This is a genomic window from Rufibacter ruber, assembly GCF_014138425.1.
Lineage (GTDB): Bacteria > Bacteroidota > Bacteroidia > Cytophagales > Hymenobacteraceae > Nibribacter > Nibribacter ruber_C.
The window spans coordinates 16,058-31,794 of the sequence record NZ_JACJIQ010000017.1; the positions used below are offsets into that span (position 1 = coordinate 16,058).

Below are 15,737 nucleotides of genomic sequence, written 5' to 3' on the forward strand. Positions count from 1 at the left end.
CTCAGTATTTCATATTAGGGCAGTAGACCTTCCATTTCAATGCAGTCGCCACACCGGGCGTGATGGCAAGCACGATCCCAGTGCCGTCACCGCTCACCTCAAAAGTTGCCGAAGGTGCGCCCGCCGCCCCGTAGGTATGAACTTCCGCTACCCTTGAGTCTACGCGGTGGATTCCTGCCGCACCGCGCTGCCAGGTCTGCGAAAGGTGAATATCAACCCCGACTTCACCCTGATCATCCCCTGCCACGATCCAGCACTCCGCTTTTATCCAGTTCCCGGCATTCGCAACAGGGAAATTCACAACCTCGAACACGCCTGCATGTGTATCCCTTCCGGCAAATGCCTTGGCCGTGGAGGCAGTGTCAACATAAACCTGACGCTCCCTCACCGGGGCATAAATCCCACCGTTCAGCTCGGAGCTTTGCAAGGTGATTGTCTTCTCATTATTGCTTGTTGTGTCAATCTGGAATAGAACGGTACCGCTCTTGGTGCGGAATGTGATGGAGTTGGGCATGTTGTCATTGATGACAACCTCCCAAGGCAGACCGTCCTGGATGGTCCATTTGGCAGAGGCATTGCCGTAAACCCGCATCAAAGCGGGCAGGTCAACAGAACCCAGGACAAACTGCCTAAGCGCCTGATTCCATAAAAGCAGGTCAGTTCCCGTGACCTTCCCGTCAACACCCCTGGTTTGAAGCGCCCCCTCCACAGACCCGCCTGCAGTTGCAATCAGAGCCGCCCATACCAACCCAAGAGAAGCATCCGAAGTAAGGGCTTGGCCTGGGGAGGTCGGGGCTGGCAATTTCCCTTGCTTACCCGCCAGGTCATTGGCATACTGGATCAGGAAGGCCTCGTAAACAGACTTGTCCAGCTTGTTGGTGGTGACGGAGTCTATGAGGTTCTTATTGGCCTTGATGTACGTCACCAATTCCTGCACCGTGTCCAGCGTGAGATCATCACTGGCAATGGCCGCCTGCAGCTGCGCTACTTTGGTTTGCTCAGCCTCGGAAACTGTCTGGAGCGTACTGATCAGCGCCCGCAGCTTGGCCAGCGTGTCGCCGTCCACTTCCACGCCGCCCCTCAGCCCTTGCAGCAGCTGTGCCGCCACCCCCTTGGCCTCAAACAGATCGCCCAGGGCGGTGTTGAGAGCCTGCACCATTCCGCCCCACTTGATGTGCAGGAACTTGCCCAACCCCACGCTCCAGAAGGGGAAATGGTCATTGGCGCTGGGTGCGCCGGGGTCAAACTCGTTTCCTTTCCTTACTTCTGCCATTACTGTACTGCTATGTATGCGTTATCAAAGTCAATTATGAATTTCCCGTCACCGTCCGCCAGAAGCACACCGTCTGGCAGGCCGCCCTGTGCCGTCTGGCCTGGGGTGTGGGTGTTGATGCGGATTCCCCTGGTGTTGAAATAGTTTGCCACTGCGTTAGGGGTGATGCCGTGAAGGCTTATGCTCTGTCCGATGGCCAGAGCCGTGGTGAGCCCGAATCCGTTCAGCTGTGCTACCTCAAGGGCTTTCTCCAATGTGCCGCACTCCCGCAACAGCACATCCAGGAAACTCTGCCCTTCGCTTACGACAGCTTTTCTGGCAATGAACATTGGCACTGATGGAAGCTTTGGCACCACCGGGGGGGGTGTGAAATCAACCGCCTCAAGCACCTGGCCAGGCACCAGCTCAGCGCTCAGGCCTAGTCCATTTCCCTGGCAAAAATTGAAATAAGCTTCCAGGGTGCCGTATGTCTTCAAACAAAGGTCTATCAAGCTATTTCCGTCTGCCGCTATCATTCGTAATATCCCTTAGCTTTAAATTGCCCGTTGTCGTTAAATTCAAATGAGACCCCCTTGCACCCATCCAGTTCAAGGTGTTTCTGAATCGCCTGTTGTAACTCAGACAAATTAGTCTCATCCAGAAGGAAACCAGCTAAATCTGGCCCTAGCAAAGGGGTGTCTTTCCAGAAGCCAGGAGCGCTCAATGTTACCAGCTTAATGTGCTGCTCTTGGCTATCACCAATAACCAGGTCACCATTTTCAACCCGCAAGTCCCCATCTTCAGTAAGTAATAAGTCTCCAACCATTAATGTTTCACTTTAGAATCTTCTAAACCATCGAATGAACCTAATTGATGGGCTCCAAGCTTTGTAGTCGCAAAGGTTTTAAGTGCCGCGCCCCCGTCACCAAATACTGGCACAAACTGAGTCAGAGCTTCTGCGATGGCCTGAACAAAAGAGTTGGTTTTATTCAATTCTTCTACGAGACTTGGCCAGTTCACTAAACCACCGTTATCCCCGGAGTTGAAGCACCAACCTTCTTTATCAAGCTTTGCCTGGTGCTGCCCCACTTTAACCTGGAAAGTTTCTAATTCAGTACAGCTGATCAGTAAGCCATCATTCTCATCTATCATCAAAACGACCACATGGGCTCCCTTTGCAGGTGTTAGATTTAGCCCTGTGTCTTTCCCGTCAACTAGCGGCCTCAAACGCACGTCCAGAACATCAGCACCACCGTCCTCAGGTGATATGTCGCAAGTTCTGTCCTGATGATTTAACTCAGTCACGGTGCCCATTATTACCATTCCAGGCACGTCCCCTAGAATCTGCTTAAGTAAGCTTTTAACCTTTTCTGCACTCATATTAAACCGCTTTGCCAATTTCAATTTCACGCCTGAAGCCGTCCACACCGAAGGTTGTGTTGACACTGTCTACAACATAGCGTCCCGCTCTCTGAGGGTATCTGGAGTCACGCAATTCAATTGTGCCTGAATGAGAGATGTATGGTAAACCAAATCCAGTAAAACTGCCTCTGTACCCTTCAAACTTATATTTCTCAAGCTCCCGTTCTGCCAACTTTCTCAGTTCTGATTCATTTGCGCTTGCATTCCTAAAGGTTAAGGTGCGAAGCTCCCCATCCGGGTCACCCACCTCTATTTGTTGCCGAGTGTTATTTTTAAGTATGTTAACTACCTTAGCTCTGAGCCGAACATCCTCTTTATTCCGGTAGGTTAGGCTCCCTTCAGAAGCTATGTTCTTGGCGAAATCATAAATGGCAGCACCGCCTGGCACACCGCTTTGACTTGAAAATTCAGTATAAGGCAGACCAACAAACAACCTTCCATCTCTGAAGTAGGCGCACATTAAATATTCTTCTTTGAGTTTTCTCAACGCATCAGCAACTGTCACCTTATTCAACCTGAATGGAGATAGAATGACATTTGGAATATTTGCACTAAGAACAGCATGGGGCATCAGGTACTCTAGTAAATTTCTAAGTGATATACTTCTCCAGGAATTATTGACCGTTTTCCGCTTTAGGTGGTACACTTCATCTTCACACTCTACCTCAAAGGGAATCTTAGGGCTAATTGAACGCACATAGCCACTGAACTCTTTCCGTAGAATACCATCATACCCTAGCCAAACTTCTACTGGCATACCTGCAGTAATTGCTTGCTCTAACTTTCCCTTTAAGTTGTAAAGGCTAATAGTGGCTTCAGCACCTAATTCCTTCCAGGTATTTTTAATTTTAACCTTGTTTATCTTTCTGAAGACATAAGGCCCAATGTAAATTTCACAAGTCAGAATGAATGCCATTACCTTACCTCCCCGGCTTTAGATTTAAGTTCCAGTTCTACCGGAGCATCACTTATTGCATTGATTTCATAAGGCACAAAGCCTTGGGCACCTGGCACGGCTGGAAAGTCAATGCCTTCCACTACTAATTGGTTAATGTTGAAATAGCTTAAAAGCTGGCAGCTTACCTCTAGCGCCTCGTTCCTTTCATACATTTCCCGCAGCTTTCTGACCCAATCTTCTGGGTAATCAGAAGGCACTGTGCCACTGATAGCTCTCTGGCCAGGCGCATTGGTTGCAACACCCTTAATATTTATCTTGTAGTCATCAAGGCTAATTATTTCCTTCACACTGAAATTCCCTCCCGCAATCTTTGTTTTCACAATATCTTTTGCCCCAGAAATAGTAATCAAAGGGGTATTAGGAAGCTTCAGACCGCCGATGGTGATTTCAAAGAATTGGGGTGTACCCAGCATGGAAAGAGGCACCCCTTCATAACCTATTCCTTCAGCTTTGCTTTGAGTAAACTCAGCCTTATTGTAAGCTTCCTGAAGACGTTTTGCAGCCGGGAACGGCAGGTGCTTCCAAACCGCATTATAGATATCCAACAAGTTGATATTAAACTCAGCTGGTTGTTTAGACACATTTTCCATATTAGTCTCTGGCTACCTGGTTTATCCCATTTACCACCCTGGTCAAGCCTTCTTCAAGCATACTTACAACATCATTTACACCCTCTTTCATGTTGGTTGTATGTACCTCAATCTTGTCCTGAAACTTTTGGATAGTAATATTGATGTTGGTAGGTTTTGAGCCGCTGCCTGAGATAGAGTTTAAAGAGCTGGCCACACTGGAGTTATTACCAATGGCATCAGGTGTTGCCCCAGTGCCTGATCCTGTTCCGGCACCTGGGTCTTCAGCTGCAAAAAGGCCTTTGTCTATTGCCGGGACATTGAAGGTGCCTAAACCAAGCATGGGAGCAATCTTATCCCAAATAAACTTCACCTTCCCAAACAGCTTCCCCATGAAAGAAGTGAACATCTCCCAAATTTTATTGAACCAGGTGCGCAGCCCAGGGAAAATGTTCATCAGGCCCGTTACCAGGAGGGTAAAGGGGTTGAACTTCAGAATCCATTTGCCCATGTTCAACAACCACACTTTTACAGTGTCCCAGTGCTTTATAATCATATAGACCGCAGTACCGATGGCTAACAGACCTACAATGATGGCTCCAATTGGGTTTGCCGTCATAGCAGCGTTCAAGCCCCACTGGGCAGCCGTAGCCGCAAGAAACCCGGTAACCAATGCAGGTAATCCTGTGATACCAGCCCAAAGCCAACTGGCACCGGCCCTCATTGCTGCCACACTGCTTGACCACAGCCCTGCAATGAATGCCTGGAAGGAAAAGGCTTTAAGCTTTGTTTGGAAAACTACCAATGCCATTGTAGCCTGAAGTCTGAGGCTGGTAGCAAACATGCCAGTGAACGCTGTACCCCTGACCAAGCTTATTATGAAAGACCCAACACCTTGCACTGAGGTAAGAATCATTTGGGCAGAAAATCGTAACGCGGCCAGTGAAGCCTTGCCCAGAGAAACCATGTAACCCCAAAGCTGTATTCTGGCCCAATTGAGTCCTTGGCCAGCCAAGAGCAATACGGGGTAAAGTTGTGAGGTAGCCAATGCCAGGAAACCCATTGCCTGTATGTAGGGCAGGTAAGCTTTCAGCGCCTGAAAGGCGGCAATTGCTGTGTTCTCAAATGCGGCCTTCACCCTGTCCATCTTGCCTGCATGGGTGTCCATTATGATGTTAGCAGCATCTACTGCGGCATTGGTTCCGGTCAATTTTGTTTGAAATTCGCCCAGGGCAGGTATCCCTTTAATCAAAATATTGGCGGCATTCATGTTTTCAGCGCCAAAGAGCTTAGTAACCAAAGCGCTGTCAGTTGCTATTTTATTAAGTTCGGAAAGTCTTTCAGTGAAGGGCAATGTTTTATCAGACAGCCTGGCAATGTCTACACCAGCTGCCTTCAGCTCTTTTAAGGTGTCTTTAGGAAGGAATCTTCCTTCACCCAATTTAGCGATAACATTACGCAGGGCAGTACCCGCCTCGGCACCTTTCAGGCCACCTTGGGCTAATACCTGGATGGCTGCGTTTGTTTCAATGAAACTAATACGGGCACCGCTTGCGGCTACACCTGCCACCCTTAGGGCATCTGCAATCTGGGGCACCTCAGCAGCACCGGCATTGGCACCAGCTGCCATGACGTTCATTTGGAAAGTCATGGCTTTAGCTGCCTTCTCAGGGTTCTTCAGGTCTACATTGAATTGCTGGAGGCCAGTGGTAAGTGCCTTCATTGCACCTAAAGTGTCTCCAGACATTGACTTGGACAGAATATTTACTGAACGCCCCATGCTCTCCAGAGCCGGGGGGCTGTCTGCTATCTGTGGCCCTAGTTCGCCTAAAACACCTTTGAAAGAAAGAAGGTTCTTGGATGCTGAACCGCCCATCACTGAAGCCATATCAATGGCACTTTTTTCCATGAGTCTCAGCTGTGCATCAGTGGCACCAGTAATGGCTTTTACTTCAGCCATCGTGCTTTCAAAGACCTCACCAGGTTTGACGGCTTGGGATATTGACTGTTCAACACGTGAGAACGAGTCAGCCACCATGTTAACGCTGCCTAGCTGGTAAAACAGCATACTGGCAGAAAGGGCTGTTGTCTTCATTGTCCTGCCCATGCCGTCAGCTTTCTCCAGGATACGCTGCATTGGGGCAGTTGCCTTATCTACCAGGTTAATTACCCATTGATAGTTATTCATGGTGTCCTTTTCCTTTTAGGTTTCGTTTAAGCCTGTATGGGCGCAGCAGATTTACTAGGACTGGCACTTCTGGGCATTATCACCTTTGCCTTCATCAGAAGCGGTCTGTTTATGTTACAAATGATTTCCCCTGCCTTCTTTTGGGTTTTAGGGGCAGGGGTTCTCATTTTCTTCTTAGGGTGGTGGAGCCTTCCGGCAATTGGGATCTTGGTATTCGGCACTAAGATGATCCGCCGAGCATAGAGGCAGTCATCTGGGCATTAATCCTAGCCTGGTGCTTCATCTCCTCTTCCCGAATGTACTGGAGGTCTGCAAAATGCTCTGCCCACTCCTGGTCACCAAGGTCATCTACCTCTTTCTGTGACATCCTGAAATAGTAGCGAATCTGGGAGTCAACGAGGCGAAGGAAGCTGGTTTGCTCGGTGACCTTCGCCTCGTTTATTAGTTTTTTACTTCAGCTACCTTAGAGGTCACAATCCAGTCAACTTTTGACTGAAGGGTGAAGTAAGTTTCATCATCATTGTCAACAATGTCCTTACTGTTCAGTAGGCAGTTTGCAATGATGATGTTTGCGTAATCATCCGGGCTTTTGGTTTGTACCAAGGTCTTATTGGCAGCTTTAACCGTAGCCCGGCTAGGTTGTTTGAACAGGAACAGGTTCCCATCAACTTCAACCTCTTTTACTTTGCCGCCATTTTCTTCTTTGAGCTTGGCGATTTCTTCTTTAGTAATGTTTTTATACTGTTGTTCCACGGTTATAACTATTTAGCTTTAAAATCAATGTCAGCAGCCTGGTATGAAAGAGTGATAACCTGATTAAGGTCACCAGCCTTAGAGCTGAATTCAAACTCCTCAAGTAAAACAGCCTTAATTAGGTGCTTCTTGATAATTGGATTGTCTACATCTGGGATATACATCACCACAATGTCAAAGGGGGGCAAGGTGGTCACTGAACGCCCGGCAGGCACTGAGTCAATCAATGCCTGCATTTCACTTTGGATAAAGCCCACGGCTCCCGTGTATTCAGTTTCACCGTCCGCATAGGCACTGGCCTTGCGTGCGTTCCCCCTGATGAATTTGCGGTCAGTTTTCTCCTTATAAGTGATTTCCTGAAGGCAGCCTATCTGCCTTCCCGCGAACCAAACCTGTATGTCCTGAAAGGAATATTCTTTACCGTTAATCATTTGCAGAAGGATTAGAGTACTCTACTTTGGTTTCAATTTGCTCATTGGTGCCCAGGGGCACCACCCGCAGGGTAGCTTGGGTTTTGTTGGTTGCCAGTACATTCTGATCAGCCGAAAACTCAACTTCAACACCTGAAACTTCACCAGCCATTTGAGTGCTTATGGCGTTTTCCAGAGTGTTCTGGAAACCTGCAACCACAATTGCTAACAGCTTACCGGAGTCTGGGTCAACCTGAAGCTCATCAAGCAACTCCTCTAGGTAAACAGCACGGGCAATGCGAGAGGCCTTTTTGATAGTTCGGCTACGGCTCAGCGTGCAGTAGTCATCTGTTTTAGGGGCGCAAGTGCTGTCATAATTGAAGAAATAGCCGTCTTTCCCGGCGTGCATCAAGTAGAAGATGTAGCCCTTATCAGTAAGAACATCTAAATCAGCCTCACTCAGAGAACTCATCAAATCCCCTCCTGACAAAGCTGCCTGAGCAACGCCTGGCACCGCACCGTCTTTCACCCTCCCAAGGTTCCGGTGAACTGGAATAGAGGCTGCTCTACCCAACGCCTTCCCAAGCTGGGCATAAGCTACATTAGTGTGCCCAGCCAGAGTAAGTGCAGCAGCCCTTAGGGCATCTTTCCCGATGACAATGGCAACCGAATTTGAATTAAGCGTTTTCAAGTCTGTGGCTTGGGCTGCTGTGGTGTCAAACTTGCGTCCCTCTAACAGAATATCTAGCGGGCGATGCAAGCTAAACTCCTTTAGGGCAAACGCCTGAGCCAAAGGAATAGCCGCAGCCAGGTCAGCACTGATACCAGCAGCTGTGGCCACTTCTGCCACCGCAGGGTTCAAGGCAACCCCAAGCATCCTGATGCGTCCGCTCTTGCTGTACAGGTATTGTTGGACTTTGGCGTAAGCTACATGCGCCTCTGTGAAGGTATTGGTGAGGGTAACGGCAGAATCCAGGAGAAGCACGTGCAACTCAGTGCCCAACGGGGCCAGCTGGTAAAAATCGTTGATGTGTTCCCACACCAGGCATTGTTCAGCCAGGTCATTTGCCTCTGTGATGGCCACCAACTCGGCATCCTTCGGCTGAAGGACTACAAGACCGTTTGAAGCACCTGCTCTAGCCGCTTCCACAGTTGCGATATAATCAGCGGTGGCCCCAATCACCAGAAGACAAACGCCATCCAATGAGGTGGCAACGGTACCTAGGGTACCGTTGCCTAAAATCACTTTAACATTCGGTCTCATTATTCAGCTTCCGGGTTAGGTTGTGAATCGGTGGCGCTACCAGTAGAAGCAGGAGCTTCGGTAGTTGCTGCCTTACCTTTTGATTTCTTTGGTGTGGCTGGCACTTTTGGTGCCTTCTCTTTGGTGGCTGGGGCTTTGGCTTGTGTCTCAGGCTTTGCAGGTTCTTCTACCTCTTTGCGCGTGATTTCTTCCACCTCCACATTGCCCCTTTTTGCGTTCAACTCTGCATAATCTTTCCGGCTCGGCAGAAAGAAATTTGCATCATGGCCGGTGGCGTATAATACATCCACCTCAGGATTGGAGTCAAAGTACTCTTTGGCCATCCGCACCAATTCTTTCCTATTATGGTTCATCTGGCAAGATTTAGTTTGACTTAAGTTTCAGAACTGCCAGGTGTACCAGGGTATCAATCTCTGATTCCTTTAACCCACCCTTTATACCTGGTTTGAGTTGGGCCATCACGGTAGCTGTTTTAGCAATCACAGAGTTCCGTAGAATCGGCGGCAACCCCCTCAGGTATTCCACGTAGCAGTTGATTTTACCGTCCAACGTGGTAGCCTTGGCAGCGCATTCAAGTGGAAGGTCAAGTACAGAGATAGCCCTGCCAAGCCAAAAGCGAAGGCTTGCAAGAGCCGTGTCATCAAACTTGGTTGCTGTGAGGGTAGTCAGCACATCAAGCGCCGGGTTGTCAGCCAACTTCTTGATGACAGCCAGGAAGTCTACAGCTGGCTCTACATTTTCCTGCATGAAGCGCTTAGCCTCATTGCACATCAAGCCTAAAAAGGCAATAATTCTTTGGATCAGTTTTTTCACGTTTATAGTGGTTAGGTGGAAACTAAGAGTAGTAGTGGAAGGCCACTTCCTGTGGAAGGGTGGGATCATCATCTGCGTGGATAAAGCCTTTCCCAATTCCAATGCGGGTAAATCCAGCTGCAATGAGCGCCTTCAGAATCTTGAAGCGGGTGGTACTGGCATTGGCGGCAATGTCTACACCGTGCCCCCTTGTGTGTGCACTCAGTGAGGTGCCACCTACTTTTTTATTGTGGGCAGGAGTTCGGTAACCGCTATTAATGGCAAAAGGAATACCTGCCAGTGTTCTGGCAACTTGTAACCTGTCCAGGGTGTCAGGCTTCATGTATTTGCCGGAGCCAGGCTGGTCAGGAGAATCAAACTCTTTCAAGTCAAAATTCTTCAGGTCAACCTTGGTGCCACAAGCCAGGAGGCAGACCCCCGCTGTTTGGTAATTAGCCACCAACTCCCCGTCTGCTGGGGCAAACGGGAACAGTTGGTATACAATGGCAGAAAGAACCACAACTGCCGCTACGGCAATCAAGCTCACTAACAATACTCTTCTAGTTGAATTTCTCACGGGATTAATAGTTTAATTGAAAAGTTTGTGCCCCGCCGCCGGGTGTGGCCTTACAGGGCTAGCACCGGGCGGCAGGAGGCACCTTTGTTAATTCTGTCCCGGCACAGGGACTGCGGGTTTGAAGCCCTCGGTGGCGGGTTGCGCCTTAGGTTGGGGAAGCGGTTTCATGTGCTTATCAATATGCCGCTTCACATTGCCCTCTGAGCGCCGTATCTGTTTGATTGTTTGCTGGTGCCTCACCTCACTCTGCTCACTCAGTTCCCGTAGCACCTTAGTGTGCTCCGTGATGGCTTCAATTGACTTCCCAAAGAGGTCGGACTGGGCCTGCTCACGGCGGTCAATGTTGTTGGTGAAGCTTTTCATCATGCTTCGGATAACCAGCACCAGAATGACCAGCACAGACCCGTAGGCACCGAAATTCCAAACCTGCATTGGTAAGCCTAAATCTTCCATCACGGAGCCTCCTTAATTATGCCGCAGCTTTTTCAACAATGGCTACAACACCTTTTTCATCAGTTCGGGCCTTGCGGCCACCGGCTCTAACTAGCGCAGAGAAAACATCGCCGTAGAACTGAGGGTCAGCTTCTTTCTCAAAAATCTCTATACCACCATTTGAGGTAGCTCCCACGGCCCTGCGAACGAAGTTCTGATGCCAGGCAAGAACACCTAAGTTGTCTGCAATGGCGGTAGCAGCACCAGGAGCCTTTGCAACAGGTGTTCCTGCATTATTGTAAACAATGCCTCTAGATCTCACAAACAGCTGGAAAGTGAAGATTTTACCGATGGCACCATTCACCAGAATATCAGAGCCTAGCTTTTCAACTTTCATGAAATCCTCAATTTTGAGGACATCAGAATACAGGTCTGCATCAATCAGGGCGAACCGCTGAGCAATTGGAATGTCCATTCTGTTGAACAGTCTGTCAAGCTCAATAAAATCCGCTTTGGTCAGTGCTAATCTGTTCCCAGTTTGGCTAGTCAAATAAGGAGCTCTAGACTCCCCAGAGGTTCTGATGATGTTGGTCGCGGCAGAAGGTGCCCATCTGTGTGCCAATTGGTCAGCCACTGACTCTTTCAAAGTTTCAGTATGGTCAAACAACACTGACTGGCGCTTGTTGTAGCTGGCCTCAATCTTCTCAGTGTGCTGAATTACCACTGGATCAGTAGTGAACTCATCTACTTCATAGTCCCCAGTGGTGTCCTGGCGTTTCTGGACAGCAGCTGGGAGAGATGCTCTGTTTATAGCCACGTTGGGCTTTGCCCCAGCCTGTGGCAGGTGCACTTTTTTCCCTTCCAAAAACTCACTGTCATCACGTGAGTTTAGGTAGAAGCTGTTGTCTGGGTAGATATTTTCAGCAATATCCCTGGCCCAAATCTCTTTTTGAATTGCCATTTATATAATCTTAAAGTAGAACACTTATTTAGGGGTGGTGCCGTACTCAGCTTTGAAAAGCTGGTTGTAACGCTCACGGTCATTCTGTTTCATTGCCAGGAGGCCGTTAGAGTCTTTTTTCTCCCAGTCGCGCATGGTCCAGGCTGCTCTAGGGTCATTAGGAGTATTTTGGCTGTTGCTACCCCCTGCATTGAGCCTGGCAATTTCCTTAAGTGCATCTGCCAGTCGTGGCTCAGGTTTTGAGGTATCCGCAGCCAATGGCTTCTCCTCAGAAAGGAACTCCAATGCTAAGGAAGCATCAGCCTGGGCAAGCTTTTCAATCCTGGCTTTGTTCTTATCAGTTACCAGGCCGGTGGCTTCACCCACTTTCACCAAGAGCTCAGCTTGGGAAGTTTTGAATTTTGCGGCCAGCTTGCCGATGTGCTCGGCTACCTGATCCTCATTGGCATCTTCTGCCAAAGTCAATGCAGGGTCTAGGCTGGCACCCAAAAGCGCCAGCGCTGAAATGATTTTTTTCATATCAAATGAAGGGTTTAATTGAGGTAATACACTGTTGAGGAATTGGGTGTCAACGTCACCGGAAAGGGAAAGCCCCTTGGATGGAAAGTTTAATTTGATGGCGTTTTTGTTGCCAGGTATGTCCACTATAGAGGCTTCCAGCAGTTCTGATTTGGTGACGGTAGCCCTTGATTGGCCAGGCAAGAGGTATTTAGTGTCTTCAGAAAGCTCGGTCACATCAAAGCCAATGCTAGTTGCGCTCAGTATCCCCTGGTCAACCTTGCTCTCAATGGACTGTGCAAATTCATCTTCCTTATCAAAAACGGCTTCGGCAGTCAGGGTGCCATCAGCTTCCTTTCTGATATCTTCCCATTTACCGATGGGTACACGTCTCCTGTCGTGCATGTAAAGCATGACGGGATTCTTTTTAAAGGCCTTGATATCAATCCCGGCTGTTAGCACCCGGTAGCCGTAGCGGTTGACGCTTTCATCAGATAAAATGAATCTAGCCATTGTGTGAGGTCATTGTGCCCATAGAATCAGTCAGTTGTTGACATTGTAGGGCACAAAGGAAGCCTCATTCAGAGCCTGTTGTAAAGGCAGTTTCCCCATGATGGGTGCCAAACAGCACCCATCATGGGAAATAGTTACAACCCACCCCTGCCGGAGCCACTTTCTTTGTGGCTCTATTAATTCCAACTAAAACACACGCATGATTAAAACCCCAATCACTTACTATGGCGGTAAGCAGATGATGCTACAGCACATCCTGCCGCGAATTCCGCATCACAACGTCTACACCGAGGCCTTTGCCGGGGGTGCTGCCGTTTTCTGGGCCAAAGAGCCCGCTAAAGTAGAAGTACTGAATGACCTGAATGGGGAGATTGTGAATTTCTACCAGGTACTTCAGAGCAAGCCAGGCAAGCTTGCAAAGTTTATCAATGCCACACTGCACAGCCGGAAGGTTTACAAGTCAGCCCTGGCCATCTATGACACACCTGAGTTATTCGGAAGAACTAAGAGAGCCTGGGCCTTATGGGTACTGACCATCCAAGGGTTTGCCAGTAAAATCGGAACCTGGGGATTTGACAAAAGCTCCAACAGCCTGGCAAAGCGTGTAATGAATGCTAAGGACAGATTTAACCGGGAAGATTACACCAACCGCTTGAGCCATGTGCAAATTGAGTGCAATGAGGCTCACAAGGTTATCCAGAGCAGGGATTGTACCGATGCTTTCCATTACGTTGACCCGCCATACTTCAACAGCGACTGCGGTCACTACGGCGGATATTCTGAAGCAAACTTTGAACGTGACCTTCAGGTGCTGGAGAAAGTGCAGGGCAAGTTCCTATTGAGTAGCTACCCTTCAGAAATCTTAACCAGGTACGCCCAAAAGAATGGCTGGTACCAGGTGGAAATAAAGAAAGCGGTCGCTGTCAGCAAACACGTCAAAAAAACCAAGGTGGAAGTACTTACCGCCAATTACCCAATCTAAACCAAAACAAGGAGCCCGTAAGCTCCTTTCATTCTTTCCGGCTATGGCTAAGAAAACCGCAAAATCAGAGAATAGGGAACTGGCTGAAGCGCTGTACCTGAACACAAACAAAACCCAAGAGGAAATTGCGGCCCGCGTTGGCGTAACTCCTAAAACCATCTGTGCCTGGAAGGAAGCTGATGAGTGGGAAATGAAGAAGGCTATCAAGAACAGTGGCCGTCAGAATATCATTAGGCACTTCTTCCTGGAGATTCAACAGATACAGCAAAGCGCCCAAGCCCAGGACAACCGCATGCTGACAGATAAGGAGGTTCTGCGCATTAAGAACCTGACCAAATCCATAGCTGAGTTAGATAAAAAATTAGCCCTTGACACCTATGTAGAGGTGTTTGAAGAGTTCACCCATTGGCTTTTCAATACAGATTCCCTGGCTGCTAAAAAAATGATTGGGCACTTGGATCAATTCATTGATAAGAAGCTGTCAGACCTAAGCAAGAGTTAAAATGTGTTTAAACCCTGTTTAAATCGCGCCACACCGTTCCCGCCAGAATAAATCGCCCTAGCACCCCACTTTATCTTAAAACCCGTTAAAACGCCTCTTTCACGTGAGCCTGTCCAAGAAGAAGAACCTGCACAAAAGATGGAAAGACCTGGTACAACAAGTCTCCAGGGCGAGCACTGCCGATGCCTTTGAGACACCCGCCCAACAGAAGGCCAGGAAGGAACGGGCAATGGTAGACTATGACTTCTTTGTCACCACCTATTTCAAGCATTACACCAAAGACAAGCTTGGGAACCTGACCCACTGCGGTGACTTCCATATTGAGACAGCCAATGACGTGCTCAATGACCCATATCTTAAAGGGGTGCTTGAGTGGGGGCGCGGTCTGGCCAAATCAACACACGCAGATATTTTCCTTCCACTTTGGCTCATGATACAGGCTCCTATCAGGCAGCTGAATTTCATGCTGTTGATAGGAAAGAACTTCAGGACAGCCAAACGCCTATTGCAGGATGTTCAGGTCGAACTGAGCCACAATGCCCTGTTTATCCATGACTGGGGTGAACAGAAGAAAGAAGGTTCCTGGGAAGAAGGCGAATTTCAAACCTTGCAGGGGGTGGCTTTTGTTGCATTGGGCATGGGCCAACCCCCACGGGGTGCCAGGTTCGGAGCCGACCGCCCTGACTACATTGTACTAGATGACGGTGATGACGACAAACTGAAAAAGAACCAAAGCCGCATCAGGGAAATTGTAGAGTGGATTTTTAGGGCAGTCATTCCTACAATGGACATAGGTATCCAGCGCTTTTTGCTAGTGAACAACCGTATCTGCAAAAACGGTATCCTGGCCACCATTCTGAAGGAGCGCCCCCACTGGTACCACAAGAAAGTAAATGCCCTCAATGAGCAGGGTGAGCCCAGCTGGCCGCAGAAGTACACCAAAACATACTACGCCAAGCTCCGGACAGACATCGGTTGGAAAGCCTTTGAGACGGAATTCCAGAACAACCCTATTGAAGATGGCGGGGTGTTTCTGTCGGAGTGGGTAAAGTATATGAAGGCGCTGCCGCCAGAAAAGTGGACCGAGTATGATGCCATTGTCATCTACGGAGACATGAGCTACTCCACTTCAGACAACTCAGACTTCACCGCCATCAAGTGTTGGGCCAGGCAGGGCCAGAACCGCATTTGCCTTAAGGCTTACGTGCGTCAAAAGGAAACCCCGGCCAAAGCCATCCGGTGGCTGTTCAATTTTTATTACAGTTTGCCTGTGCCAGTACAGAAAAAAGTAAAGTGCTGGGTAGAAGCAAACGCCACCCAAAAGGAGTTGCTGAAGCCGATTATTGAAGCTGAAGCTGAACGACTCACTGCCCAGCAATTCATACGGTATGACAAAGAGAAGAAGGGAGACAAAGATGACCGGATTGGTTCTATGTCTGTGCACTACGAAAATGGTTCTGTTTTCTACAGTGCCCAGGAAGAGGAAGACCCAGACATGATACTAGGCATTGAACACCTCACTGCCTGGGAAGAAGGAGCCTGGCCAGATGATAGCCCCGATGCTGACGAATCTGCCTGGCAGAAGCTATTCAAGAAAGGCCGGGGCGGCACCAGGAGCGCCCGAAGCGGCAGGTACAGTTTAAGCAATTCAAGAGCATTCTAAT

At 48.8% G+C, this 15,737-nt stretch carries 20 protein-coding genes; 3 read left to right on the forward strand and 17 right to left on the reverse strand.

Annotated features, from left to right (window positions below):
• Position 1: 1 nt before the first annotated feature.
• The 17 genes from FHS90_RS17450 to FHS90_RS17530 all read right to left on the reverse strand — a co-directional run bounded on the left by FHS90_RS17450 (position 2) and on the right by FHS90_RS17530 (position 12,589).
• Complete coding sequence (locus FHS90_RS17450; protein WP_182513991.1) at positions 2-1,273, reverse strand: hypothetical protein; 1,272 nt, start codon at positions 1,271-1,273, stop codon at positions 2-4.
• The gene (locus tag FHS90_RS17455) at positions 1,273-1,749 is read right to left on the reverse strand and encodes a hypothetical protein (RefSeq protein WP_182513992.1); all 477 of its coding nucleotides are present in this window, start codon (positions 1,747-1,749) and stop codon (positions 1,273-1,275) included. The genes FHS90_RS17450 and FHS90_RS17455 overlap by 1 nt, the downstream gene beginning before the upstream one ends.
• 35 nt (positions 1,750-1,784) lie before the next feature.
• Complete coding sequence (locus tag FHS90_RS17460; protein WP_182513993.1) at positions 1,785-2,078, reverse strand: hypothetical protein; 294 nt, start codon at positions 2,076-2,078, stop codon at positions 1,785-1,787.
• A complete protein-coding gene (locus FHS90_RS17465; RefSeq protein WP_182513994.1) occupies positions 2,078-2,662 on the reverse strand; it encodes a hypothetical protein in 585 nt (194 codons plus the stop codon). Before FHS90_RS17465 ends, FHS90_RS17460 begins: the two co-directional genes overlap by 1 nt.
• The gene (locus FHS90_RS17470) at positions 2,634-3,590 is read right to left on the reverse strand and encodes a hypothetical protein (RefSeq protein WP_182513995.1); all 957 of its coding nucleotides are present in this window, start codon (positions 3,588-3,590) and stop codon (positions 2,634-2,636) included. Before FHS90_RS17470 ends, FHS90_RS17465 begins: the two co-directional genes overlap by 29 nt.
• On the reverse strand, positions 3,590-4,222 hold the full coding sequence (locus FHS90_RS17475; RefSeq protein ID WP_182513996.1) for a DUF6046 domain-containing protein: 633 nt from the start codon (positions 4,220-4,222) through the stop codon (positions 3,590-3,592). Before FHS90_RS17475 ends, FHS90_RS17470 begins: the two co-directional genes overlap by 1 nt.
• Position 4,223: 1 nt before the next feature.
• Positions 4,224-6,389, reverse strand: coding sequence for a phage tail tape measure protein (locus FHS90_RS17480; protein ID WP_182513997.1), 2,166 nt, complete (start codon positions 6,387-6,389; stop codon positions 4,224-4,226).
• A gap of 220 nt (positions 6,390-6,609) precedes the next feature.
• Positions 6,610-6,756, reverse strand: coding sequence for a hypothetical protein (locus tag FHS90_RS17485; RefSeq protein ID WP_182513998.1), 147 nt, complete (start codon positions 6,754-6,756; stop codon positions 6,610-6,612).
• 74 nt (positions 6,757-6,830) lie between these two features.
• Positions 6,831-7,142, reverse strand: coding sequence for a hypothetical protein (locus tag FHS90_RS17490; protein WP_182513999.1), 312 nt, complete (start codon positions 7,140-7,142; stop codon positions 6,831-6,833).
• A gap of 8 nt (positions 7,143-7,150) precedes the next feature.
• Positions 7,151-7,573 (reverse strand): hypothetical protein, encoded by a 423-nt coding sequence (locus FHS90_RS17495; RefSeq protein WP_182514000.1) that lies wholly within the window; start codon positions 7,571-7,573, stop codon positions 7,151-7,153.
• A complete protein-coding gene (locus tag FHS90_RS17500; protein WP_182514001.1) occupies positions 7,566-8,816 on the reverse strand; it encodes a DUF2586 family protein in 1,251 nt (416 codons plus the stop codon). Before FHS90_RS17500 ends, FHS90_RS17495 begins: the two co-directional genes overlap by 8 nt.
• Positions 8,816-9,139 carry a hypothetical protein gene (locus tag FHS90_RS17505; RefSeq protein ID WP_182514002.1) on the reverse strand — a complete coding sequence of 108 codons (324 nt, stop codon included), beginning with the start codon at positions 9,137-9,139 and terminating at the stop codon, positions 8,816-8,818. The genes FHS90_RS17500 and FHS90_RS17505 overlap by 1 nt, the downstream gene beginning before the upstream one ends.
• A gap of 40 nt (positions 9,140-9,179) precedes the next feature.
• A complete protein-coding gene (locus tag FHS90_RS17510) occupies positions 9,180-9,629 on the reverse strand; it encodes a hypothetical protein (RefSeq protein WP_182514003.1) in 450 nt (149 codons plus the stop codon).
• 22 nt (positions 9,630-9,651) lie between these two features.
• A complete protein-coding gene (locus tag FHS90_RS22800) occupies positions 9,652-10,185 on the reverse strand; it encodes a D-Ala-D-Ala carboxypeptidase family metallohydrolase (protein WP_343049767.1) in 534 nt (177 codons plus the stop codon).
• An 87-nt stretch (positions 10,186-10,272) separates the two neighbouring features.
• Complete coding sequence (locus FHS90_RS17520; protein WP_182514004.1) at positions 10,273-10,617, reverse strand: hypothetical protein; 345 nt, start codon at positions 10,615-10,617, stop codon at positions 10,273-10,275.
• Positions 10,618-10,654: 37 nt separating this feature from the next.
• On the reverse strand, positions 10,655-11,578 hold the full coding sequence (locus FHS90_RS17525) for a phage major capsid protein (RefSeq protein WP_182514005.1): 924 nt from the start codon (positions 11,576-11,578) through the stop codon (positions 10,655-10,657).
• 24 nt (positions 11,579-11,602) lie between these two features.
• Entirely contained in the window at positions 11,603-12,589 is a 987-nt protein-coding gene (locus FHS90_RS17530; RefSeq protein ID WP_182514006.1) for an HK97 family phage prohead protease, read from the reverse strand.
• A 199-nt stretch (positions 12,590-12,788) separates the two neighbouring features.
• On the opposite strand from FHS90_RS17530, the gene FHS90_RS17535 reads away from it, so the two are divergent.
• From FHS90_RS17535 to FHS90_RS17545, 3 genes are all read left to right on the forward strand, one after another.
• Complete coding sequence (locus FHS90_RS17535) at positions 12,789-13,571, forward strand: DNA adenine methylase (protein ID WP_182514007.1); 783 nt, start codon at positions 12,789-12,791, stop codon at positions 13,569-13,571.
• Between the two features lie 43 nt (positions 13,572-13,614).
• The gene (locus FHS90_RS17540) at positions 13,615-14,073 is read left to right on the forward strand and encodes a terminase gpP N-terminus-related DNA-binding protein (protein WP_182514008.1); all 459 of its coding nucleotides are present in this window, start codon (positions 13,615-13,617) and stop codon (positions 14,071-14,073) included.
• Between the two features lie 103 nt (positions 14,074-14,176).
• Complete coding sequence (locus tag FHS90_RS17545; RefSeq protein ID WP_182514009.1) at positions 14,177-15,736, forward strand: hypothetical protein; 1,560 nt, start codon at positions 14,177-14,179, stop codon at positions 15,734-15,736.
• Position 15,737 lies beyond the last annotated feature (1 nt).